Genomic DNA, 24214 nt, shown 5'->3' with positions numbered 1-24214 from the left:
AGCTGATGATATTGTTGAATGTTATTTCTTCTTCCCAAAACCTTGCCGCTGCATATTTCCCCAGGCGCTCTTTTTACCCGTAAGGAAATAGTAGTATCCACGCAATGCGTAGATCACGATCAGCGGATGATAAAATAAAAATTCCATGAATGGCGTCATACACAGATACACCACCTCTTTCCACGTTTTGTAGTAGCGGAAAGTGAGCTGGTCCCATAAAATGGAGATGGTGGTAATCATGATCGCGTAAGTATACACGAACAGGAGTAAGAGCAGCGCATATGGCCAGTTGATCTTACCCATTACGGCCAGTACAATATATACGATGATACCGGTGAATTCGATAATGGGCGCCAGCAATTCAAAAAAGAAGTTGAATGGAAAAATGATCATCCCCATTTTACCGTAGCGAGGATTCAGGAACATATTAAAGTGAGCATGCATCAGCTGGGCCAAACCTCTTGCCCAGCGGGTACGCTGACGGTTAAAGATCTTTAATGTACTGGGTGCTTCTGTCCAGCACAATGATTTTGGGATATAACGAACGGAATAATTGACGTGGTTATCATGCGCATAGCGGCACATCCTGGTCAGCAGTTCCATGTCTTCCCCAAAGGAGCTGTGATCATAGCCTCCGCTGCGGATCGCAATTTCTTTATCAAACAATCCCAGTCCACCGGAAACGTTGGGTACACAGTTGATATAGCTCCATCCCATTTTTCCTAATACAAACGACCGGATATATTCCACTTCCTGGAAACGTGGCAGTAGTTGTTTGGGTGGTCGCATACGTGTCATTACGCCTTCGTCAAATTCGCAGGAGTTAGCAATACGAAGGGTAGCACCCACGGCAATTACCCGTTTGTGTGCTTCCTGCATGACCGGTTTAATGAGTTCCAGCAAAGTATTTTTATCGAGGATACAATCTACATCCGTACATACAAAATAATTGAAGGAGGCTACGTTGATGCCGGCATTTGTTGCATCCGCTTTACTCTTACCGTTTATCTTATCTATAACCAGCAGGCTGGAGTAGGCCGGATCTGTTGATTTATAGATCTTACGTACCGGTTGGGTACGGATTTTTTCGTTGTAGGCAAAGTCCACCGTTACCATCTTAAACTCTTCTATCAGTTGCTGCATCGTATCATCTGTGCTGCCGTCGTTAATCAGTACTATCTCAAAACGAGGATAGTTGAGTGTTAGCAGGGAGCGTACGTTGGAGATAATGGTGAGTCCTTCATTGAAAGCCGGAGCCAATATAGTAATACCTGGTGCCAGCGGGGAACTGGATAAAATATCCAGCTGATGATAGTTATCCCTTTTAGCATAACGGCGTACGGCGAGCATCGATAAAAGGGCCAGCATGGCGTATACCAGCAATAACACCATTCCATATACGAAAAGTGTACTTTCATAGATCCTTCCTAATGTTTCTAAAATGCCACTCATCAATATTTGATTAACGGGTTCATACAGTGTTTCAGGATACGAAGGTTTTCCGCATTGGCGGTAGCCAGCAGTTCTTCCAATACCTGTTTCGCTGTCCATTCATTTTTCACCAGTGATTTGGCGGCATTTTTACGCAGGTCAAAATCAGTGGAATGGAGAAACTCCTGTTTCAGAAAATCTACGTGCCGGCCACTGCTGATGCGGCCAACGGCTTTCAGTATTTCTATCTGGCAATGTAAAGGCTGACTGCTGTACATCACTATCAGCTTGTCTTCTGCGTCTGGCACCCTGAGTTTGCCCAGGCAGTTAATGGCATCTGCACGGAGATAATGATCTTTTGTTTCCAGTAGTTTGACGATAGCCGGTACGGCAGGTAGCTGGTTGTAGTGCACTACCAGTTTCAAACAGAAAGACACTACACTTTTATTGGCCGAGTAGGTGATCCACCTGGCAAAGTTAGGAATGGCAATGTTTTGGGTAGTAGTGATGATACGGAAAAGTTCTACCTGGTCCCACATGAGCAAGGGCTCTGTTACTACGTCAAAGAATTTGAAAGGCTCGTTCTTGCTGAGTTTGATGTAGGCATGACGCGCGGCTGCCCTCAACTCACGGTTACGGCTATTCGTTAATGGTAAAATAGTAACATCGGCAATAGACATATCCATGCTGGTAAATTCTACCAGGGCCTGCACTTTTTTCTCCCAATGACCAGACCTCATTTTTTTCATGGTGTCTTTATCCAGTTCCAGCTGCAGGTACAGGTTGCGTAACAGCTCACCCATATTGCCTCTTACGTTGCGGCGGAAATGAATGATACGTTCTGTCAGCACTTCCCTTGCCCATTTTTTATGCAGTGGCAGTTCCTGGAATGGTTCCAGGTTCAGCTGTACATGGGCAACGGGAACATCATCCTTCAATAGGGTAGGATTTGTTAATACCTCCTCAATGATCAGGTTATCTATTTTGGGATGCAGAAAGGCTAATTTTTTATCACGCTGATAACCGCGATAGCGGCTTCTAAGGATAGAATAATAGGCCAGCAGTGTTCCTAATGAGGCGATTATAATAAATACCATCGCCACTTGTATGGCAAGTGGCGCATACCTGAACGTATTTACGACAGGCTCCAGGAAGTCGGGTACTTGTATATCCAGCATACTGCTATTTATTCTTCATTAATAATCTTTTTACCCGGATCAGTAATTCTGCAGGTATAATGGGTTTTTTCAGGAAATCATCGGCACCCAGTTTAAATCCTTCCATGATCATATCTTCATTGCCCGCATTGGAAACAATGATAACAGGAATAGTTTTTTCACGATCCGGACTTTTTACCCTGCTCAAAATTTCAAAACCATTTGCATATGGCATCATGATATCCGTAATAATGAGATCATAATCATAATTAGTGGCTTCCAGTTTCTCAAAGGCTTCTTTACCATTGGATACATGATCCAGCTCGTACTCAGACGGGGGAAGGATTCGCGCCACAATCTTGGGCATTATCTCATCGTCTTCTACTAACAAAATTTTACTCATAGCTATCGTTATACTCTCCTAAGGAAATATGGTGTTTTGTTGATAATGTTTTTGGTCCTGATATTTGCTCCGTTCTCCCTGCGGGAGATAATGTGTTTTGTTGATAATATTTTTGATATTGGTATATGGTCCGTTCTCCCTGCCGGAGATATTTTGCGCTGTATTAATTATTTATAGCATAAATCGCTTATTACGCATTTTGCGTAGATGTAAACGTTGAAAGTGTACTTTTTTTTCCGGAAGCTGGTTAGTATTTTGAATTATTTTATATTATAAAATAGGAACATTCATTGTACTGCACAAAGATATTGAATATGAAGGCATTTAGGTACTTTTATACCTAATGTAAGTATTTATCAGGGAAAAGCAATCACGATTTTACGAAACTATATTATCATATTCATTATGTTATTAAGGGTGAAAATTTCTTTGGTTAACAGACTCTACCTTGGCTTTACCGTTGTGGTGTTACTTGTCCTGCTGGGAGGTTTTTTAACCTGGCGCACCTTCACTACACAAACAAACGAAGCAGGATGGGTACAACATACCTATCGCGTACTCAACTATTCGGAGCGTGTACAACGACTATTGTTTGATATGGAAGCAGCGAGACGTGGCTTTCGCAGCACATTTGATAAAAGGTTCCTGAAACCTTATGAGCTGGCCTTGCCTAAGGTAGCTCCTGCCGTGAATGATCTGCATGAAATGGTAGTTGATAATCCAAAGCAGTATAAAAATGTTGACTCCCTGGAAGATGCTATCAATGAGCTATTGAGTTTCTGGAATGTACTGGACCACACTATTTTTCATCAGAAATTTTCGCAGAATGTAGAAATTACTGTTACAGAAGCGGGGCTGATGGATAAGGTGCGTAAGGAAATAGCTATCCTCAATGAGGAAGAACGCCGGTTGCTGGCTATCCGCGAAAATGAGAAAGCGGCTTCTTTTACCCGCGCAGTAAGAACCCTGTTGGTCAATAATTTATTTATACTGCTGGTAGGTTTTATCCTGATGCGTATCACATATACGGAATTCAAAAGGAGACAACGTACGCAGAAAGCGCTGAATAACAAGCTGGGTGAGGTGGTAGAGCTAAACTTAGCTGCCAACGACCGGAATTGGCTGCTCACGGGAATGAATGAAATGAACGATAGTTTGCAGGAAACCCATAACAGGAAAGAGCTGACCAGCAGGTATTTACACACCTTAACTGCTTTTGGTGGTTTTGCGGCGGGGGCCTGTTATTATTATGAAGAGGAGGCCGCAATATTTCGTTTATGCACCACCGTTGCCATGCCGGCTAATGTACCAGCAACGTTTGCAAAAACAGAGGGCATCATTGGGGACGCGGCATCAGGGAAAAAAATAAAAGTAATTAATAACCTGCCTGCCGGTTACCTGCAGATCTCTTCTGCCAGCGGCAGCGCAGCACCCGGCACCATTGTGCTGATACCATTGTGGATAGAAAATGAATTACTGGGCGTCATTGAATTAGCCACTTTTCAGAAAGTTACTGACCTGCAGCTCAGCTTATTGGAAGCACTGGCAAAAGATATATCCGTGGCCGTTAATGCTGCCAATGCCCGCGAAAAGGTAATGGTATTGCTGCAACAGGTGCAGGAACAAAAGGAAATACTGGTTAGTCAACAGGAAGAACTGCGCGAATCAAATGAAGAACTAAGCCGGCAATCTGAAGTATTACAGGCTTCTGAAGAAGAATTGCGCGTGCAGGAAGAGGAACTGCGGCAGGTAAATGCGGAGATGACGGAAAAGAATAAAGCCCTGGAAGCCGCCAGGGAAGACCTGTCGGTAAAGGCTTCAGAGTTGGAAATCAGCAACCGTTATAAATCTGAATTCCTGGCTAATATGTCGCATGAGTTGCGCACACCGCTCAACAGCGTATTGATACTGGCTAAAATGCTGCAGGAAAACAAAGACAAAAACCTGTTGCCGCGACAAATAGAATATGCAGGCATTATTCATAAATCAGGTTCCGATCTGCTGCATCTCATCAACGATGTGCTGGACTTATCCAGGATCGAAGCCGGCAAGGTAGAACTGAATATTGGAGAGGTGCCGGTAAGCGGCATCATGACAGATATTTCCGACCTGTTTGATGTGGTGGCAGCAGAAAAAGAGGTGCAGTTCATAAAACAGGTGGCCCCGGAAGTGCCGGCTACTGTTAAAACAGATAAACTCCGCCTGGAGCAGGTGCTTCGTAACCTGTTGTCTAACGCTTTTAAATTTACGCCTCCGGGTGGAGTGGTAACCCTTTCCTGTTATATGGGGAGCGGTAATGCCCTGCACATCAGCGTTACAGATACCGGTCCGGGTATTCCGGAAGATAAGCAGCAGCTGATATTTAATGCTTTTCACCAGGGCGACGGCTCCACTAATCGTAAGTATGGCGGCACCGGACTTGGACTCAGCATCAGCCGGGAGCTGATGGTGTTACTGCGCGGGGAGATCCGCCTGGATGGCAGTTCGCCTGCCGGCAGTACTTTCACGATGGTTATTCCCGTAGATGCGTTGCCGTTACCTGTTGCCGAAAGAAAAATACCGGACCCGGAAACGATGGCAACAACACTTATACAACCGGCCATCACACCAGATGATGATCGCGAAAATATCAGTAAAAATGATAAGCTGATATTGATCATTGAAGATGATATCTATTTTGCAGATATCCTGCGCGATTTTGCACGTAATAAGGGCTTTAAAACCATCGTGGCACACAATGGGCAGGACGGACTGTTTTATGCCCGTAAATACCTTCCGGTTGCTATTGTACTGGACATGAACCTCCCGGTAATAGACGGCAGCAGCATCCTGAAAATTCTGAAGAGCAGCGAAACGCTGAACAATATACTCGTACACGTAGTAACAGCCGCCGATTTGCCGGGGATTACAGTAGGTAACGTGCATGGTTACACGCAGAAGCCACTGGAGTTAAGTGACCTGGAAGCCGTATTTGCCAACATCAGTTTTCATATACAATCCCGGCTCAAACAAGTGTTGCTGGTATCAGGAGGTCCGCTGGGCACAGATCCGTACCTCAAAACAAAAAGTGATGAAAGGAACCTGGAAACACAATATGATATTGCTACCGGTGTACCGGAAGCCCATGCATTGCTGGCCACTAAAAAGTATGATGCCGTTATAATAGAAACAGGAGCAGACCTGGCAGCCGGACAGGCAGCACTCACCGCCCTATCAACAATTCCGGAAGCGGGCAACACGCCCGTGATCGTATACATGGACCAGGACATCACTGCTGCAGAAGAACAGCAGCTGAAAAAATATGCCGCAGCCATCATACGTAATTCCTCTTTTGCAACAGACAGGCTGATGGATGAACTGGAATTATTTCTCTATAAAATAAAAAAAACAACTACTGCTCACCCGGTTGTAAAAGCAGCCACCAATGATAATGATATAGCAGCAGGTATATTATCCGGCAAACGTGTACTGCTCGCAGATGATGATATGCGCAATGTTTTTTCTATCAGCGCCCTGCTGGAAGAACAGGGGATGGAAGTGCTCACAGCAGCAGATGGCAAAGAAGCGCTGGAAGTACTACGCCTGCATCCGCAGGTAGACCTGGTGCTGATGGACATTATGATGCCGGAAATGAACGGCTATGAAGCAATAAAACATATTCGTGCGGATACACAATTTCAACAGCTGCCGGTAATAGCGCTTACCGCCAAAGCCATGGCGGGCGACAGACAACAGTGTATTGATGCAGGAGCATCTGATTATATTGCAAAACCAGTGGACAGTATTAAACTGCTGTCCTTATTAAGGGTGTGGTTATCTTAAGCAGCTTATGGTAGAAGAAATCAATAGTGTTGATTTATCAGATCTTGTGAAGATCATTCAGCAGCAGTATGGGTATGATTTTACGGATTATGCCCATGCCTCCCTGAAGCGGCGGTTCCTGCGGTTTATGGGGCATGCTGGTATCAACAGTGTGTTTGACCTGAAACATCAGCTGCTGAATGAACCGGACCAGTTTTTAAAAATGGTGGAGTTCATAACGGTAAACGTAACAGAAATGTTCCGTGATCCGCAATTCTACATCGCATTAAGAGAAATGGTATTGCCGAGACTGGCTTCTTATCCCATCATCAAAATATGGCATGCAGGATGCGCGTCCGGAGAAGAAGTTTTTTCTATGGCTATCCTGTTACACGAAGCCGGACTACTGGATCGTTGCCGCATTTATGCCACAGACCTGAATGCGGCTAACCTGCAAAAGGCAGACAGTGGCATCATTGCGCTGAGGGATATGAAAGATTATACCTATAATTATATACGGGCAGGTGGCCTGCATGATTTCTCCAATTATTATACGGCACGTTATGATAATGTTATCATTCACCCGGCCTTGCGGCGCAACATTATTTTCTTTCAGCATAACCTGGTAACGGACCAGGTATTTAATGAATTTCAATTCATCTGTTGCCGGAACGTTTTCATATATTTTAACAAAAAGCTGCAGGAGCGGGTTGTTAATTTATTTCATGAAAGCTTAACTTCGCTGGGGTACCTGGCATTAGGTATTAAAGAGTCATTGCAGTATACTGATGAACAAAAGAAATTTGAAGTAGTTAGTTCGATGAATAAAATTTTCCGGCGTAAAATGTAATACAGCGGACAGGAAACCCTTGCCATAGTGGAAATACCGGCGGCCTGTTGGTATGGAAACAATAAATAAATATTAACAAATGAAGCAGCAAAATCCGAGCACCTTTACAATCCTGTTGGTAGATGATAAAACAGAAAACCTCGTATCTCTGGAACATATGCTGGAAGCGGATAATCGCCGGTTCTTAACTGCAACATCCGGTAATGAAGCATTAAAAATTGCATTGCGCCACAACGACATCGGATTGATTATGCTGGATGTACAGATGCCGGACATGGACGGTTATGAGGTGGCCCGCCTGTTACAATCCAATCCAAAAACAAAAGATATTGCTATCATTTTTGTAACGGCTATTAATAAAGAAGAGCAATATGTGATGCGTGGTTTTGAAGAAGGAGCCGTTGATTATCTCTCCAAACCACTCGATATAAATATTACCCGTGCCAAGGTCAGCGTATTTGAAAAATTGTATTTCTACCAGCATGAACTCAAGGATGCAATGGCAGAAAAAGAAAAGGTGAACAAGCAGCTGGAACGTTTTATGTATGTAGTGGCGCATGACCTGAAATCCCCGTTATCCGGCGCTATCGGGCTGCTGGCACTGATCAGTGAAGATGAGCGTATCCAAAGTGCACCAGACCTGAAAGAGTATATGCAAATTGTATTGGGAGCTACTAATCATCTGACGGAAATGATCACTTCTATGTTGGAGTACACACGACATAGTGATATGGAGCAAACAATAGAAGACGTAGATGTACATGAACTGGTAGCACAATTATCACGGTTATTGTTTCCACCGGCACATATACAAATAATCACGGAAGGCAAGCTGCCGCTATTACATACCAATAAACTAAAGCTGCAGCAGGTATTTCAGAACCTTATCTCCAATGCCATTAAATACAATGATAAAAAAGATGGCGTGATCACTATTAGCGGCGCAGACAAGGGAGAGTATTATGAATTTTATGTGAAAGATAATGGTCCGGGTGTGGCCAAACGCGATACAGACCGGATTTTCAAGCTATTTGAAAGAGCAGATAATACAGGCAAAGGAGAAGGGGATGGTATTGGCTTAAATATTTTTAAGTTGCTGGTAGAGGAGCAGGGGGGCAAGGTATGGGTAGATTCCAAACCTGGCGAAGGCAGTATTTTTTATTTCTTATGGCGGCAGCAATAGCAGCTATTGTTCAAATATCCAGAGCCGGCCGCTTACCTGTTGTGTGGTTACGGGTATGCAGGATACTTTAACTGTTTTAGATATCGGTGTTTCCAGTTTCCAGATCCAGTTGCTGATAGCGTTTTCAGGAGAAGAAAACAGGTGCATTGCTTCGGTATAGATTTCTTCTGTATTAATGGCTTTGTTGCGTAATTGTGTCATGGCATCGGAGAGAACAGCGGGTAATTGCTCTCCCGGCCCCGACAGGTTCAGTAAGGTCGCCGCTTCCTGGTTTACCCATCCGGAAAATCCATCATTGTTAATGAATACGAGGGCATGCGGTATGCTATGCAATATCGCTGCAAAACGAACGGCTACCCGCTGGAAGTATAGCAGCTGTTGTGATTGCAGCAATATTTCTTTCAGGCGCAGACGCACTGTTTCTATACATTCGAGGAAGTCGCTTTCAAAAGTTTGTGGTTTGCTCCAGCCCAGGATAATGATGCTATTATTAGGAGTGGTGTCTACAGGGATGATAATAGCGGAAGAAAACGCCTGCAATAATTCTTTAAATACATTTTCAGATGGTGGTGGCATCTCCCGCCAGCAAATAGTCTGGAATCCCTGGGTGTATAATATATTTTTTATGGGTTCGGGATTCATTACAATATCGTCCAGGTAAACAGGGGAGGCGTTTTTAACCTTGGCGGTGTTTTCGTCTTCAAATTCAAGCTGTAACGCAATATCAGCTTCTGTCAGATTTTTTACCAGTGAAATACTGAAGGCAAGGAAGGAAGAAATATGTTTGTCCTTATCCCAGCGGCTTGTTTGATTGATAAAGTTTAAGGCTTTACGTTCCCAGGTGATCACAACTTTAAATTGAGTTAGATGAATAAATTACAGGAATGATGCTATAGCAGCAACCACTTCCCGGGGTGCACTGATATGCGGAAAGTGTCCATGTGTTTGTACTTTCGTGCGTCGGCTATTAGGTATATGTGCTTCCAGGTATTCGCTCACATCGGGAGGAACAGCTATATCCTCTGCTGTTTGAACTACGAGTGTGGGTATTGTAACTTTTTCCAGATCCTGCCGGCAATCGAGGTAAAAGATTGCTTTAGCGACCAATATGGCGATATCAGGGCGGATAGCTTCCAGTGTTGCTGCAAATGCGGCAGCTAGTTCGGGTCTGTCTTCGTTCCGCATGGTTAATTTGGAGAAACCGATCGCCCATGCGTGATAGTTGTTTTCCATAGCGGCAAAAAGATCATTTAATGCATGTTTGTCGAATCCGCCGATGTAGCCACTCTCCGGGTCATTCAGGTAACGGGGGCTGGAACCAAGGAGTATCAGTTTATCTATCAGGCCGGGATATTGTATAGAGGCTTTTACACCTACTATGCCGCTAACGGAGTGTCCTACATAGGTAATGTGTTCGAGGCTCAGCTGTTGAATAATATCTGCCAGATCAGTAACATAGCCGCTTAGTCCTTCATAACGTTTAGGGCTAAACGCAGTAATGTCTGCTTTGCCTCCGCCTACGTTATCGAACAATACAATTTTGTAATCTTTTTCAAATGAGGGAACAACTGCTGAGAAGGAGGTCTGGTCTATGCCAAACCCATGGGAAAAGACAATGGTTTGAAAGGCGTCCGTGTTGCCACAGACATGAATATTGTTTTTTCGGGTAATGTCCATACACTGCAGTTTATATTTGAAAATTGACTGAAACGGACGTGAATAGTGATTTGGTTGCCGGGTTATAAGCGGACTAAGCCGATAGGGTACATCTTTACGGCTTAGTCCGCATTAAACGTGCTTCTCACGGTGACACCGTTATGTCACATTTTCAAATATAAGTAATTAGTATGAACCTGACTATTTACTTACCTGTAGTACTTTAAAAGTGCCGGTGGCTATTTGTGGTTTGGCAGTACCTACTGCAGGCAGGCGATCTGCTACCGGCAGGTAAACATGATGTGTTAATGGATCCACTACCAGTGTTTTAGCACCTTTCCGGGTAGGAACAGTAGCTATATTGGTATACTTATCGGCAGACTCCTCACGGATAACAGAGAGGGTACCTTCGCCGTTGGAAGCAAAAATGGTTTTTTCTCCTGCATCAAATGCAACGCCATCGCAGCCGTCGCCAATAGGCAGGGTAGTTACAATTTTACCGTTGGCTGCATTCAGTACTACGAGCAATTTGTTATCGCATCCTGCAAATAACCTGTTGGTGGCCACGTCAATAGCTAAACCGGTAGGGGCTTCTCCTTTACCAAGTGAAAAGTGTTCTCCTGCCTGGAATGTTTTTGCATTGACAGCTACTACCTGACTTTTATCTTCCAGGTTTACGTAAATGTTTCCTTTACCGTCTGTAACAGCTGTTTCGGGGCGGCCTCCCAGTGCTATGGTAGCCACTACCTTATCTGTAGCCGGGTCAATCACAGAAAGATCGCTGCTGCCACCATTGCAGGTAATGATTTTTTCAGAGAAGGGATCATACATGATCGCATCCGGGTTAGTACCTGTTTTTATTTCCCCGAGTACTTTGTTGGTTTTGATATCAAATACAGTGGTAGTATTAATCTTACCATTGGAAGTGTAACCTTTGTTGAATTTTTCGGCAAATGCAACACCATGAACACCAGTAGTGTTTAAGATAACCCCGGTGCTATCGCCGCTGGATTTGTCCAGAACGTTCACCTGTGTACCGTGTGACACATACAGTTGCTGTGTAACCGGGTTCAGGGCGATGTAATCCCATTTACCATCGCTGGCAATAGCAAAGGTCTTGGCCACGTGGTATTTAGATTGTGCGTTAACCGCATAGGTGGTCAGCAATGCTGCTGCCAGTAATATCTTTTTCATAGTAATGAATTGATTTAGAAACAAAGCTCGTGGCTAATTCTGAAGACAACCTGTAGGTCAGTAACACTAAATACCACTTGCTTTTTTGACCTGCTTTTATTTATATTTACGTTTAAACCTTTTAGTGTTTGATGCACCTGCCGGATACAGCGCTGCTGGAGCGTATGCAGTTATTGGATGATAAAGCCGCCTTTGATGAATTATATCATCGTTATTGGGAAAAGCTTTACATCGCGGCCTATGCCAGATTGCAAAATGATGCAGATGCAAAGGATTGTCTGCAGGAAGTATTTGTTTCCCTATGGCATAAAAGAAAAGAAATCGTTATCCGCCAACAGCTGGATGCATACCTCTTTATTTCGCTCAAATATCGTGTGCTCAATCATCTCCGTAATAATAATAATTACCAGAAACACCTGGATATCTTCGGTGCTATTCCCGCCGGGCTTTTGCCTTCGGCAGATGATCACCTTTTTTTGTCAGAAATACAAGGCATCATTGCCGCCACCATCGCTGATATGCCGGAAAAGATGCGCGAAATTTATCTGCTGAGCCGTCGCGATGGCTTATCCGTACAGGAAACCGCTGATAAGTTAGGCATTTCAGCGCAAACGGTGAAAAATCAGCTGAGTAATGCCCTGAAGCGGCTGAAAGACCGTTTGAGCGGGTATAAATAGGAGAAGGTAGCCAACCACTATCGTAGATTTATCCTTACCTGGTTTTGTCAGCATACTTAATTTCTTACCAGGTAATATTGGTTAAGATCCGGCTGGAGGAGGTTAAAATTTGTGAACTGTTTGTTTTTATTTGAAAGTAGCTTTATTCAGGCCGGTTATATTTTTAGTACGGATTAATTTCTCTGTAGATCTGTAAAGAAAGGGCAAACGAAACCTCAGCACATTTTCTGTAATTCCATACCTGGAGGCAAATAAGAACAATGAAGTAATATTATCATCCTATGGTAAAACGTGTCCTGGTATTAACTACATCCATCTTTAGTTAAAAGTAGTTTTATTCGCGGTTGTTATATTTTTTAGCGCGGATGAATTTCTCTGTAAATCTGTAAAGGAGCGGGCAAATAAGATCTCAGCATGCTTCCGGAACGGGGAGGTAACTCATGCCTGTGTAGTACACCTTCCTGATAGTGGCCCTGATTTTATCCTAAGAACAGGTTACTCACCTTTAAATGTGTTTCCATCATGTATGTATGGAGGAGCCCTTGCTATGCGCAAACGCCTAAACCACCGGGTATTTTTTTATTCTATAACCAAACATGTAAATCATGAAACCAAATCTAAAAATCAAAAGATTAATGTTAGTTGCCCTAAGCTTAATATTAATATCCTGTCCGGTGTTAGCACAAACCTGGACCGCGTTAGCAAATCATACAGGAAGGATTTGTCAGGGGCCGCCAATACTGTTTTCCGATGGCACTGTTGGAGTACTGGGAACAGGTACTGCTGGTAATAATGCATGGGACAAGCTAACACCCGACATACATGGTAACTATGTCAGTGGTACCTGGACTCCCATGGCTAACATGGATAGTACCCGCGAGGATTTTTCATCTCAATTATTAAAAGATGGCAGATTATATATAGCCGGTGGTGAATACGGAACGGGAGGTGCTACTGCAACAATATATAACCCGCTTACCAATACCTGGACGAGCACAAATCCTCCTGGTTTTGCAGGTGCGATAGCTGATGCCAATTCCGAGATACTCTCCGATGGGACCGTATTACAGGCTGCTGTGGATGATAACGGAGGCAGGGGTTGCAGAATTTACAATCCGGTCACCAATTCCTTCGGCCCAACTATCTTAGCACTAAAATCTGAATGGGAAGCCTCGTATTCAAAGCTTCCGGATGGTAGTATCCTGATGGTGGATTTTGATGCATATACTTCAGAAAGATATATTCCTTCTCTTGGCGCCTGGGTAGCCGATAGCAATGTGCCGGTTTATCTGTATGACGCGGCCGGTGAAACAGGAGGTTCTTATTTACTTCCTAATGGAAAACTGTTTTGCATTGGTGCTTCAGGTCATACCGCCATTTATACGCCATCAGGAAATAATACGCCTGGTACCTGGGTGGCCGGTCCTGATCTGCCGGATAATACCGGTCAAAAAGATGCTGGTGGCGTTATGATGGCAACCGGTAAGATCCTCCTGGCCGCCTCTCCGCTTAGTGTCGGAGAATATGCCGGGCCTACCTATTTTTACGAGTATAATTATCAAACTAATTCATATACGCGGGTAAGCGCACCGGGAGGAGGCACCAGTCTCTCCAGCGGATGTTATCATACTTATTTTCTGGCTTTGCCAAACGGAAGTGTAATGTTTGGTAATTACCAGGTGTCGGATCTATACTACATATATACGCCTTCTGGTTCCCCGCTTGCTGCTGGTAAGCCGGCTGTCACCAATACCGTACAAAACAGTTGTGGCAACTATACATTGACCGGTACCCTGTTTGGGGGCATCAGCGAAGGTGCCGGCTATGGAGATGATGCACAGTCATTTTCCAACTATCCCATAGTAAAACTCATTTCCGGGTCTAACGTATATTATGCCCGTACGTTTAATTGGAGCACCAGGGGAGTACAGGAAGGGACGAAGTCCTGCACCACACAATTTACACTTCCGGCAAACCTGCCTCCCGCCACTTACTCCATGGTAGTATCCGTGAATGGTATAAGCTCTGATACTACACTACTTACCACCACTTCCTGCGCAACCTGTTATGCACCACCTAATGTGACGGCTTCCGGTATTAGCGCTACCAGTGCAACGCTTTCGTGGGGGGCAGTCACAGATGCCGCTTACTACTATATTTATTATAAGAAATCAACAGATACATCATGGACGGTGGGCCCGAATAATCTGACTACTACCAGCGTGGTATTATCCGGACTTACAGCAGGAACAGCGTATATGGCAGATGTATGGGTAAAATGTAACAGCGGATCGTATCTGTCAACACGTGTTACTTTCTCAACTGCTTCAGGCGGTGCCCTGAATCCGAATACTTATTATAAGATCGTCAACAGGGCCAGTGGTAAAGTGCTGGATGTAAAAGGCAGTTCAACAAACAACAGCGCAAATATTATTCAGTACGATTATCTTGCCGGTGCCAGCCAACAGTGGCGGGTGGCTGATCCCAGCAGCAGCGGATATTTTAATATCATTAATCATAACAGTAGTAAAGAAGTAGACGATCCCAGCGCCTCCCTTGTAAACGGGACAGATATGATACAATACGCCCCTAATGGCGGAACAAATCACCAATGGCAGATAGTTGATCTTGGTACAGGTTATTATAAGATCCTTAACAGGGCCAGTGGCCTGGCTTTAGATGATTCTGCATCCAGTACAATAAACGGTACAAATATTATTCAATATACTTATGGAGGAGGTAATAATCAGCAATGGCAATTTATAGACCTGGGGATTAGCGCACCGGTACCACCATCGGGAGTAAAACCTCCTTTAGGAGATAATAATATTTTTACTTCAGTAAAAATAGCGCCAAACCCGGCTACCCGCAATACAACCGTCATTATTACGGCGAAAAAGAATACGCCTGTTTTAATACAGGTTGTAAATGCAGGCAGACGTGTATTGTTATCACGCAGACAGGACATAACAACAGGGATCAACAGCATTGCGCTGGATGTAAGTGATTTTGCATCAGGAATATACTTCGTAGTAATACGGACGGCTGAAAAAACAGTTACAGAAAAACTGGTGATACAAAGATAGCAGGGGGATAGTTGGATATTAAAGGAGATGCTTGGTGGCATCTCCTTTAATAGTATATGGGTAAACGCGGCTTCAAATTTTTTTTCTCTCCATCTAGTACCTCCACTCCGCAGCGGTGTCTTTAATAATACAAAAGGTTAAAGCGTGGATGCTCAAGACAAAATAGCGAAGATCCTCCAAAGGCTTGAAACCGGAACCTGTACTCCACAAGAACTGCAATGGCTGCAAAACTGGTATGAATCCCAGGGTGAGCAGCATGCACATACATTCCGGGATGAAGCCCATAAGCAACAGCTGAAAGCAGATATGTTACAACATATCCACGAACAGCTGGAGCCGGCGTATGGAGCAACAGAAACGGAAGATACACCGGTAGTGCGTATGCGTTACTGGCGACAGATCGCTGCAGCTATTTTCGTAGGTGCATTAGGGTTAGGTGGCTGGTGGGTATTGAATAACTGGCAGTCGCGGCATACCATGATGATAGTGCAGGTAGCACCCGGACAACAACAGGAAGTAATATTACCGGATAGCTCGCATGTATGGCTCAATGCAGGCGCCAGACTGGAGTACCCACGTGAATTTGGTGAAGTACGCTCCATAAAGCTGGAAGGAGAAGGATTCTTTGACATACATCCCGATGCACATCACCCGTTTGAAGTGCATACCATGGAAATTAATGTGCAGGTGCTGGGCACTTCCTTTGATGTGAAAGCCTATAACACTTTGGATGAAACACAGGTAACCGTGAAAACCGGTATGGTGAAGGTACTGCACGACCAAAAAGGACTGGATGTGCTGAGCGCCAACGATCAGCTTACATTTAGCCGGTCGGCGCAGCAATACATGAAATCGAAAGTCAACAACCAACAAATAGATGAGTGGGCCGGCGGCATGATCAGCCTGTCACAAGCTGGTTTTGCCGAACTGGCACTCACGCTGGAAAATCAGTATGGCGTGCATATCCGCTATAATCCGGCAGAAATGAAACAGGACGAATATACACTGCGCTGCAGCAAACAGTTATCTGTCACACAGGTACTGGATCTGATCAGCAGCATACATCCTATACAATATGATATAAAGGATAAAGACATTACAGTGCACCGAAAAAACTAACAAACGCATACAAGGAGGATGCAACCAAAATGATAAAGGATGGACACATTTCATTGCCATCTATGCGATAGCTATGTCCCGTTGGACATATCAGTAAGAATTTATTGATTTTGACAGGTTATTTATATGAGTCGGTTGCAGCTGATTTATTTTAAATGACAGCTCAAAATAAAAAACCGCATCTGTTGCAGCAGACACGGTTTTAGAGATTTATACAACAGTCAGGCAGTGATTTTACAGGCACGCTTGATGACTGTCGTATGCATTTAGTTAACACTAAAATCAACCAAATATATGCAAAAATCGCTTACGCTAACTTTTATACCAGGTATTATGAGATGGAGCGTAATGGTAACTGTCTTTATACTGGGAAGTTTTACACTCCTGTATGCTAACAATGGTTATAGCCAACTATTACAACGGGTCAGAGTGACCGAAAAATTTGAGAACGAATCCCTCGCTTCCTGTGTTAAAAAACTAGAGTCCGGTTATCGTATTTCATTTGGATATGATAACCAGGAATTGCTGCGCTACCAGGTGAAAAAGCTGCAGTTTGTAAATGAGCGGCTGGACAAGGTTTTGCAGGCCTTGCTGGAAAATACCCCACTCATATATGAAGAAAAAAACGGCGTATTACTCATCGTTAAACAAGCGCCGCTCCCACTTACCAATCTGCAGCAACCAGGTCCCGGTAAAATTAAAGGTATCGTAATAGATGGTGAACACGGTATTCCCGGCGTAACGGTAAAAGTAACCGGCACAAAATATTATGCCATTACCAATGCTGATGGTCAGTTTGAATTAATACTTCCGGCTGGTAATTATAAGCTGCAGTTTTCTTTTATAGGGTACAAAGCGGCTGCATCACCAGAAGTGAAAGTAATATCAGGCGCTATCACAGAGCAAAACATGTCCATGTTTGTAACCATGTCCCGTTTAACCGAGGCGGTAGTGATAGGTTATGGCGTACAGGAAAGGCGTAGCCTGTTAGGCGCAGTGGCCACTTATGAAGCTGGCAAAGCACCTGGTCAATCACCTGTTACTATTGATGAAGCCATGGTGGGTAAGCTCCCGGGCGTATTCATAGCACCCTCCAGCGGTGTACCAGGATCCGCTGCCAACATCACTATCCGTGGTATCAGCACACTCAATGCCAACGGTAACTCACCCCTGATTGTGGTGGATGGGGTACCTATTTACGGCATTGATCCCAACCTCAATACAGTTGATTATAATAAAGGTAGCTCGTCTATATTTTCCTTCGGCGGCAACCAGGTGGTGAATGAATACAGGCAGCCTACCACCTTTGAAAAAAATCCACTGGCAACGCTGAATCCGGATGACATTGAATCTGTAGAAGTGCTGAAAGATGCCTATTCCACTGCTATCTACGGTTCCCGTGGCTCTGCCGGTGTTATTCTGATCACTACAAAAAAAGGTGCGCGTGGTAAAATGCGTGTAGATGTACAGGTGAGTACCTCCGTTAGCAAACCACGGAAACTGCCTTCCCTGATGAATGGTGATCAATACGCGGATTTTTATAATAATGTTTTCCATCAGAAAGATTCTATCGGAAAAGCTGCCAGCAGCTGGTATATCCCCAACAATTATACTTTCCCCAAAGGTGTAAATACTAATTGGCTGAATGAAGTAGTAAGGAATGCTATGGGCAACAATGCTGAAGTATCTATGAGCGGAGGAACAGACAAGACCAATTATTATGTTAGCCTGGGTTACAATAAAGAACAATCCTATATTATCAATAACGATTTTACCCGCTACCAGGGCCGTGTAAATTTCGATAACCAGATGACCAACTCGCTGAAAGTAGGGGTGAGCATGTCTTTAAACCAGGCAACCAATAACTCGCTCAGTGCACAGAATGTGTATCGAAGCGCCGTACAAAAAGCGCCGAACCTCAGCGTAAAGGATAGTACCGGTAACAAGTACAACTGGTTACATGGTAATAATCCAACCGGCCCGGAAGAGGTGTCTAATCCGGTGGGAGAAGCCACTACCGGCAAAAATTACAGCACAGATAACCGGGTGCTGGGCAATGTATTTGCAGAGCTGCAGTTATTACCCTGGTTAAGTGCACACTCTGATGTGGGAGTAGACTGGATCAATTCCAGGGCTTACGACCGTATCATAGACCGCCCCGGAGTGATTGGTGGCTCGGCTACAGAAACACAGCAACAACTCCGGAAATGGGTGATTAATAACCGCCTGGACATGCATAAGATCTTTGGTGATGGGCATGCGGTGAGTGCCATGCTTGGACAAAGTTTTGAAAAGTCGGTAGAGAATGTGAACAGCGTGCATGGCACCGAATTCCTGAATGATGATATGTTGAGTATTGCGACAGCGAATGATAAACGGGTGGTGAACTCGCTGGAACAGCAGTGGGCACAGGTATCTTTTCTGAGTCGTATTAATTATGAATATAAACACCGTTACCTGGCAGGTGTTACCTACCGCATGGATGGTTCTTCCCGGTTCTCCGCCAATCACCGCTATGTTGGTTTTCCTTCCTTTGCGCTGGGATGGGTACCGAGTGAAGAAAATTTTCTCAAGGGAGTTAAAGCGATTGATCAGCTGAAGGTCCGTGCCAGCGTAGGGTTTACCGGCAACGATGGTGGTAATGGTTATTATGGCAACCAGGGACAATATGTAGTGGATGTATATGGTTCATCCTACGGTAATACCAGTACTATTGGCAATAAACAACCCGCTAATCCTAACCTGGAATGGGAACGTACTACTACCTGGAATGTAGGCACAGATATTAGTTTGTTGCATGGCCGCATCAGCGCTACCGTGGATTATTACCGTCGCCAGACTTCCAATGCGATCCTGCAGTCCGCATTGCCTTATTTCATGGGCTTTGATCTGCAGCAGCAAAACCGTGCTGATCTTGTTAATAAAGGAATTGAGTTTAGTATCAGCAGTGAAAATATTCATACTGAAAATTTTCAGTGGAATACTACTTTCAATATTTCCGGCAACCGCAATATTGTAGTCAGATTACATCAGATAGATGAAGAACAACTGGCAGCAGAAAATGAAATTTCAGGTGGCCGCTTCTGGCGCGTAGGACATTCTGCTACTGCGTTCTACCTGTATGATTGGGCTGGCGTAAATAGTAGTAATGGTCAGCCGCAATGGGTGGATAAGAGCGGTAAAACTTCTGAAGTGCCTATTCAGAAACAATATCCTGATTCGCCCTATACAAACAGAAAATACATGGGAGATGCAATGCCCGTAGTATTCGGTGGCTTTGGTAATACCTTTACCTATAAAGGGTTTGAGCTGAACTGTTTCTTCTCATTTTCTGCCGGTAATAAAATGTACAATGGTGCAAAAGCAGCCATGTACAGCTACCTGGGTAGTTCCTACGGTGCTAACAATGTATACAACCTGTCATCAGATATGGTGAATTACTGGCAACATCCCGGTCAAAAAACAGATATCCCCGCGCTGATCAATAATTCTAATTTTTCACAAGCCGGTTTTGGCAGCTCCTACGATTATACATTAGACAGAAGAAACAACCGCTTCCTGGAAGATGCCTCTTTTATTAAGCTGCGCAGCCTTTTGCTGGGTTATAATTTTAATAGCAGGCAGCTGAAAGGCACCAAAGTATTTACCGCATTGAAGCTATATGCTGAAGCAAATAATTTGTTCATTCTCACAAAATATTCCGGACTGGACCCTGAAGTGAGTGCATATGGTTCTTCAGCATTAAACATGGGCTATGATGAGCTGACCATGCCTTCACCACGTACCTGGAGAGTAGGTATCAAAGCATCTTTCTAACATTATAAACTGAGCAGGATATGAAAAAATACAGATTCCATATAGGCTTGTTTACACTGTTGCTGGCGCTGTGTGCCTGCAATAAGCAACTGGAGCTGAAGCCGGAGGGTACTATGGTAGAATCGGCGTTATTAAAGAGTGAACAAACCACCGAAGGTTACCTGGCGGATACTTATTTACGCATGATGGATGCCTGTGCCGGTAATAATTACCAGTTAGGGGACATCACCGGAGGTATAGCGGCCACTTACTATAGCGCCCTGGTAAAAGGGGCCATAGAAGCACGGGATAACAGTTACTATGAACTGTGGTCGAAGCCGTATGTTGCCATTAATCAATGTAATCTCATCATTGGTCAATTACCAAAATACGCGCAGTTCGACAAACAAAAACAGGCTGTTTTTATCGCTGAGGCAAAATTTATACGGGCTTATTGTTTCCTGGCGTTATTGCAACTCTATGGTGATGGCGCTTTGCAGGGTAAAATGGATAATATGGGCGTGCCGTTAAGACTCGCACCTTTTGATGGGTATAATGGCTCACAGAACATAGCAAGATCTACTAACGGACAAGTTTATACGCAATTATTAAAAGACCTGAACGAAGCTATTCCGGACCTGCCGGTATCGCGCGGAGACGCGTTGAGCCAGGGTAGCAGGGCTACCAGAGGTGCCGCTAATGCATTGGCTGCCAGGATCTGTTTATATATGCAACAGTATGATAAGGCGGTGACTTATGCACAGGCAGCTATGAGCGGGAATGTGTATAGTTTGCAGCCATCATTCTGGACATTATGGCCCGATAATTATACACTGAGCCCCGGCCAATACCCACTCAGCGCAGAAATTTTATTTGCTTTCCCGGAGAGTTTTAACAAAAGCTCCAAATATAATGATAACAATGGTATCTATTATGTATACGGCTTCAATCAGCCACTACCGGCATTTGTTGCTTCCTATGGAAACGGCGATGAACGCGCAGACAGCCTGATGTTATCCTATAGGCCGGTGATGCGGAAATTCACAGACCAGAATATTCGCGACAATGTTATCCTGATCCGTTTGCCGGAAGTGATGCTCACTTTGGCAGAGGCACTGGCACGTACCAAAGGGGTTAACAGTACTTCAATTGATCTGCTGAACCAGGTATACGCCCGCGCCTATACGAAAAAAGGTGTACCACATGTATATACGGCAACCGACTTTGCAAACCCAACAGCACTGATAGACAGGATCCTGCAGGAACGCAGGTGGGAGCTTGCCTTCGAAGGATTTGCCCGTTACGATGCCATCCGCACAGGCAAACAACCCAATCCGGATTTGCCGGCAGCACACTTCGCGATGCCAATACCACAACATGAAATAGATATCACGCAGGGAGAAATTAAACAGAACCCAGGCTATTAATCACAATATCAAAAATCAAATAAACGGAAATGAGAAAAATCATCACTGTAATTTCAGGTGTATTGCTCTGTATGGGCAGCTATGCGCAAACACAGCGCCAGATTGTGTTACAGGGCACCATAACAGGTGACCTGAAGGGGCATAATAAAATGTATATTTATTCCCGTACCTACAATGACACGGCTGTCATTACCAATGGGCATTATACTTTTACCATCCCTTTTCAGGAGCCGGTATTCCTGATGTTATTGCCGGAATACATACTGGCAGAGCAACAAATGTATTCGCCTTTTGGTATTTTAATGGATAAACCCACTACCTATACGGTTACCACCGATATTAAAAAAGGGCTGAGCGCCTCTGAGGTAAAAGGTTCTGAAGCAGTAGAATTATTACTGGCATATGGTAAAGAAAAATCAGACGCCTGGAAATATATCAGTGGCGAATTAGAAAAAGAATTTGGTAAACCTTGGATGGAGGAGAATGATCCGCGCCATGAAACATTTGAAAAGAAACAAAAAGCATTACAACAAAAGTACATGGTGCCGACCCTGCAAAAGCTGGTAAAGGACCATCCCAATTCCTATGCGTCTGTATTTAGTTTGGGAGAAGCGCGTGAAATGATGAGTGTGGAACAACAGGAACGACTATACGCTTCCTTATCTAAAGAAATGCAACAAACCAAAGAAGCAAAAGAGTTTCATGAATTTGGCCAGGGCATGAAGAATTCAGCTGTCGGCAAAAAAATAAAAACCTTTACGCTGCCGGATGAAAAAGATCAGGCTTTTTCTTTTGACAGTTTCAAAGGTAAATATGTAATGATCGACTTCTGGGCCAGCTGGTGCGGACCTTGCCGTCAATCGTTCCCGCATATGCGTGAAATGTTTGAGCAGTACAAGGATAAGAATTTCGAGATCTACAGCATCTCTATTGATAAAAGCAAAGCAGATTGGCTGAAGGCAGTAGCAAAAGAAAATAATCCGTGGAAACAGGGCCTTGACAATATCAATATTTCCGGCAGCGGCTTTGCTATCACCGGTGTGCCTACTGTTTACCTGATTAGCCCGGATGGGACTATCCTCCTGAAAGAAGTAGGCCCTAATACCGATGGCAGCAGCGAAATTGATAAGAAGCTGGCCTCCCTGTTTGGCGGTAAAGTAAAGGTAGCCGAAAAGCCTGCACCAACAGAGATGAAAGCAACAGAATCCATACCCATGCTCCCCATTCAATAATTATCTTTTTAAAAAATAAACGATCAGATGAAAAAAGTTCAAAACGCTTTGGCTTGTATGCTATTACTGATGGCTGGTATCAGTACATCTGCCAACGCGCAGCAGGCAAAGAAATTTATTACAGTAAGTGGTAAAATAAAATTTCCGCCATCGGCAGATCAACAACAGAAATTCCCTTTCCGGGTGCAAAAACAGGTAGGCGATGACCGTGTAACCATTGACACCATTCACCTGAAAGCAGATGGTACTTACAGCATTAAAATAGATGCCACGCGCCCGCAGTTTTATATACTGAATGAATTTGAGGAAGACAGGCTCACCATCTGGGCCGGCAAGGATAACCTGAAAATTGATTTTCGTGGAGAAGATACTGCTGCCATGAAAATAAAAAATCCGCCTTATGTATTTATTGAAGGCAGCCAGGAGAACAACCTGGTCAATGATATCAATTTTATCAATTACCGTAATTACCAGGCGATGATCGAGACAGGGCAGCTGCAATACAGGGCTTCGCTGGCGAAAGATACAATGCTGGAACGTTTGCTGGGAGAACATATGAATTGGCTCTATGATGACATGGAGCAACGTGTTAAGCTGATTATAAAAATGAATCAGCATACACCGGTGCTGATGTACGCCCTGGATTTCCTGAGCCCCAGGAGAGATAAAGACCTGATACTGGCAGAAGTAAACAGATTATCAAAAGCTTACCCATGGCTGGAAGAGGCAAAAAGTAAAAAAGTAGATATGGCAAAGGCCGAAGCCATTGCTAAGAAAACCGCCATCGGTGTAGCAGCGATGGACTTCTCGCAAAAAAATGTAGAAGGTAAAGCGGTAAAACTCTCTGATTATCGTGGTAAATATGTACTGTTGGATTTCTGGGCCAGCTGGTGCGGACCTTGCCGTGCAGAAAATCCGAATGTATTGGATAACTACGAAAAGTACCACAACAAAGGATTGGAAATACTCGGTGTATCATTGGATGATAAAAAAGATGCCTGGGTAAAAGCCATTAAAGATGATGGACTCACATGGGCACATGTGAGTGACCTCAAAGGCTGGAAGAATGTAGTAGCACAGGAATACAATATCCGCGCTGTACCCAGCAATTTTTTAATTGATAAGGATGGTAAAATTCTGGCTGTGAACCTGCGTGGTGAAGAACTCAGTAAAAAGCTGGAAGAAATTTTTGGGAAATAGATC

Annotated in this window: 16 protein-coding genes; 10 read left to right on the top strand and 6 right to left on the bottom strand. The window is 44.1% G+C overall.

Features of this window, described 5'->3' with window-relative positions:
• Positions 1 to 21 precede the first annotated feature (21 nt).
• Genes CLV51_RS15685 through CLV51_RS15675 form a run of 3 tightly spaced genes read right to left on the bottom strand, consistent with a single transcriptional unit; the run spans position 22 to position 2991 of the window.
• A complete protein-coding gene (locus CLV51_RS15685) occupies positions 22 to 1452 on the bottom strand; it encodes a glycosyltransferase family 2 protein (RefSeq protein ID WP_170115335.1) in 1431 nt (476 codons plus the stop codon).
• Positions 1452 to 2609: a HEAT repeat domain-containing protein gene (locus CLV51_RS15680; protein WP_106529012.1), complete on the bottom strand. Its 1158-nt coding sequence runs from the start codon at positions 2607 to 2609 to the stop codon at positions 1452 to 1454. The genes CLV51_RS15685 and CLV51_RS15680 overlap by 1 nt, the downstream gene beginning before the upstream one ends.
• Before the next feature lie 4 nt (positions 2610 to 2613).
• The gene (locus CLV51_RS15675; protein ID WP_106529011.1) at positions 2614 to 2991 is read right to left on the bottom strand and encodes a response regulator; all 378 of its coding nucleotides are present in this window, start codon (positions 2989 to 2991) and stop codon (positions 2614 to 2616) included.
• 429 nt (positions 2992 to 3420) lie between these two features.
• Here CLV51_RS15675 and CLV51_RS15670 point away from each other — a divergent pair, with 429 nt between their 5' ends.
• The 3 genes from CLV51_RS15670 (at position 3421) to CLV51_RS15660 (ending at position 8825) form a co-directional block, all read left to right on the top strand.
• A complete protein-coding gene (locus CLV51_RS15670) occupies positions 3421 to 6813 on the top strand; it encodes a response regulator (RefSeq protein WP_211302019.1) in 3393 nt (1130 codons plus the stop codon).
• Positions 6814 to 6820: 7 nt separating this feature from the next.
• Complete coding sequence (locus CLV51_RS15665; protein ID WP_106529009.1) at positions 6821 to 7642, top strand: CheR family methyltransferase; 822 nt, start codon at positions 6821 to 6823, stop codon at positions 7640 to 7642.
• Positions 7643 to 7721: 79 nt separating this feature from the next.
• Complete coding sequence (locus CLV51_RS15660; RefSeq protein ID WP_106529008.1) at positions 7722 to 8825, top strand: sensor histidine kinase; 1104 nt, start codon at positions 7722 to 7724, stop codon at positions 8823 to 8825.
• A 3-nt stretch (positions 8826 to 8828) separates the two neighbouring features.
• Here CLV51_RS15660 and CLV51_RS15655 read toward each other — a convergent pair whose 3' ends face one another.
• The 3 genes from CLV51_RS15655 to CLV51_RS15645 form a co-directional block, all read right to left on the bottom strand.
• On the bottom strand, positions 8829 to 9674 hold the full coding sequence (locus tag CLV51_RS15655; RefSeq protein WP_106529007.1) for a hypothetical protein: 846 nt from the start codon (positions 9672 to 9674) through the stop codon (positions 8829 to 8831).
• 27 nt (positions 9675 to 9701) lie between these two features.
• Positions 9702 to 10502: an alpha/beta fold hydrolase gene (locus CLV51_RS15650; protein ID WP_106529006.1), complete on the bottom strand. Its 801-nt coding sequence runs from the start codon at positions 10500 to 10502 to the stop codon at positions 9702 to 9704.
• A 180-nt stretch (positions 10503 to 10682) separates the two neighbouring features.
• On the bottom strand, positions 10683 to 11675 hold the full coding sequence (locus CLV51_RS15645; RefSeq protein ID WP_106529005.1) for a YncE family protein: 993 nt from the start codon (positions 11673 to 11675) through the stop codon (positions 10683 to 10685).
• 131 nt (positions 11676 to 11806) lie between these two features.
• Between CLV51_RS15645 and CLV51_RS15640 the strand changes: the two genes are divergently transcribed.
• From CLV51_RS15640 to CLV51_RS15610, 7 genes are all read left to right on the top strand, one after another.
• Entirely contained in the window at positions 11807 to 12352 is a 546-nt protein-coding gene (locus CLV51_RS15640) for an RNA polymerase sigma factor (RefSeq protein ID WP_106529004.1), read from the top strand.
• Positions 12353 to 12987: 635 nt separating this feature from the next.
• The gene (locus CLV51_RS15635; RefSeq protein WP_158267032.1) at positions 12988 to 15438 is read left to right on the top strand and encodes an RICIN domain-containing protein; all 2451 of its coding nucleotides are present in this window, start codon (positions 12988 to 12990) and stop codon (positions 15436 to 15438) included.
• Positions 15439 to 15582: 144 nt separating this feature from the next.
• A complete protein-coding gene (locus CLV51_RS15630) occupies positions 15583 to 16557 on the top strand; it encodes a FecR family protein (RefSeq protein WP_106529002.1) in 975 nt (324 codons plus the stop codon).
• A gap of 294 nt (positions 16558 to 16851) precedes the next feature.
• Positions 16852 to 20373 carry a SusC/RagA family TonB-linked outer membrane protein gene (locus CLV51_RS15625; protein WP_106529001.1) on the top strand — a complete coding sequence of 1174 codons (3522 nt, stop codon included), beginning with the start codon at positions 16852 to 16854 and terminating at the stop codon, positions 20371 to 20373.
• A gap of 20 nt (positions 20374 to 20393) precedes the next feature.
• Positions 20394 to 21779 carry a RagB/SusD family nutrient uptake outer membrane protein gene (locus CLV51_RS15620; RefSeq protein WP_106529000.1) on the top strand — a complete coding sequence of 462 codons (1386 nt, stop codon included), beginning with the start codon at positions 20394 to 20396 and terminating at the stop codon, positions 21777 to 21779.
• 29 nt (positions 21780 to 21808) lie between these two features.
• Positions 21809 to 23011, top strand: a complete 1203-nt coding sequence (locus CLV51_RS15615; RefSeq protein WP_106528999.1) for a TlpA disulfide reductase family protein — start codon at positions 21809 to 21811, stop codon at positions 23009 to 23011.
• A gap of 27 nt (positions 23012 to 23038) precedes the next feature.
• Complete coding sequence (locus CLV51_RS15610; protein WP_245898767.1) at positions 23039 to 24211, top strand: peroxiredoxin family protein; 1173 nt, start codon at positions 23039 to 23041, stop codon at positions 24209 to 24211.
• Positions 24212 to 24214 lie beyond the last annotated feature (3 nt).

This window comes from Chitinophaga niastensis, assembly GCF_003014755.1.
GTDB lineage: Bacteria > Bacteroidota > Bacteroidia > Chitinophagales > Chitinophagaceae > Chitinophaga > Chitinophaga niastensis.
This window is presented reverse-complemented; position numbering and strand designations above follow the sequence as displayed.

What these genes read in the sequence shown, in the direction of transcription:
- CLV51_RS15685 (WP_170115335.1), bottom strand. Translation starts at nt 1,452, where the DNA reads ATGAGTGGCATTTTAGAAACATTAGGAAGGATCTATGAAAGTACACTT.
- CLV51_RS15680 (WP_106529012.1), bottom strand. Translation starts at nt 2,609, where the DNA reads ATGCTGGATATACAAGTACCCGACTTCCTGGAGCCTGTCGTAAATACG.
- CLV51_RS15675 (WP_106529011.1), bottom strand. Translation starts at nt 2,991, where the DNA reads ATGAGTAAAATTTTGTTAGTAGAAGACGATGAGATAATGCCCAAGATT.
- CLV51_RS15665 (WP_106529009.1), top strand. Translation starts at nt 6,821, where the DNA reads ATGGTAGAAGAAATCAATAGTGTTGATTTATCAGATCTTGTGAAGATC.
- CLV51_RS15660 (WP_106529008.1), top strand. Translation starts at nt 7,722, where the DNA reads ATGAAGCAGCAAAATCCGAGCACCTTTACAATCCTGTTGGTAGATGAT.
- CLV51_RS15650 (WP_106529006.1), bottom strand. Translation starts at nt 10,502, where the DNA reads ATGGACATTACCCGAAAAAACAATATTCATGTCTGTGGCAACACGGAC.
- CLV51_RS15645 (WP_106529005.1), bottom strand. Translation starts at nt 11,675, where the DNA reads ATGAAAAAGATATTACTGGCAGCAGCATTGCTGACCACCTATGCGGTT.
- CLV51_RS15640 (WP_106529004.1), top strand. Translation starts at nt 11,807, where the DNA reads ATGCACCTGCCGGATACAGCGCTGCTGGAGCGTATGCAGTTATTGGAT.
- CLV51_RS15635 (WP_158267032.1), top strand. Translation starts at nt 12,988, where the DNA reads ATGTTAGTTGCCCTAAGCTTAATATTAATATCCTGTCCGGTGTTAGCA.
- CLV51_RS15625 (WP_106529001.1), top strand. Translation starts at nt 16,852, where the DNA reads ATGCAAAAATCGCTTACGCTAACTTTTATACCAGGTATTATGAGATGG.
- CLV51_RS15620 (WP_106529000.1), top strand. Translation starts at nt 20,394, where the DNA reads ATGAAAAAATACAGATTCCATATAGGCTTGTTTACACTGTTGCTGGCG.
- CLV51_RS15615 (WP_106528999.1), top strand. Translation starts at nt 21,809, where the DNA reads ATGAGAAAAATCATCACTGTAATTTCAGGTGTATTGCTCTGTATGGGC.
- CLV51_RS15610 (WP_245898767.1), top strand. Translation starts at nt 23,039, where the DNA reads ATGAAAAAAGTTCAAAACGCTTTGGCTTGTATGCTATTACTGATGGCT.